The following is a 611-nucleotide window of genomic DNA, read 5'->3' on the forward strand; positions in this document are numbered from 1 at the left end:
AGTCGACGCCCGAGCAGCGTTACGAAGCCCGGCTTGCGGAGAGTCGACCGATTCTGGGTACGTTCTCGGCTTGGTTGGAGGCGCAGCGGTCGCGCGTACTGCCCAAAAGCCTGTTGGGGACGGCGATTACCTACTGTACGAACCAGTGGGAAAAGCTAAGCGTATTTTTGCAGGACGGACGGCTGGAGATCGATAACAACCGCAGCGAGCGCTCGATTAAACCCGTGGTGATCGGTCGAAAGAATTTCCTGTTCAGCAACACGCCGCGCGGAGCCAGGGCCAGTGCGATCATCTACAGCATCGTGGAGACAGCCAAAGCTAACGGTCTCAAGCCGCATCCGTACTTGCAGCATCTATTTGAGCGGCTGCCGCAGCTTGCCAATCCGGCAGATCCTGAAGCGTTGAGCAAGCTTGCTCCCTGGTCGGCTTCATTGCCGCTTACATGCCGCGTTTTTTCCAAATAAGAACCGTCCAGCCCCGTCCCACTCAAACCGGGGCTATTTGACGTTCCTTCATTGATCCATACCTTTTCGCGTGCGCGTCGTAATCAGTTACGTATATGATCTCATGAATCCCGTCGTTTTTCTAGGTGTGGAGGATTTGACGCTTAC

The 611-nt window shown here is 55.3% G+C and carries 1 protein-coding gene; it reads left to right on the top strand.

What is annotated here, in order from left to right; genetic code table 11:
• The coding region (locus NLX71_RS26365; RefSeq protein ID WP_254366772.1) for an IS66 family transposase at positions 1-464 on the top strand (464 nt) is incomplete at its 5' end.
• Positions 465-611: the final 147 nt, after the last annotated feature.

The sequence above is a fragment of the Paenibacillus sp. MZ04-78.2 genome (assembly GCF_024213375.1).
GTDB lineage: Bacteria > Bacillota > Bacilli > Paenibacillales > NBRC-103111 > Paenibacillus_G.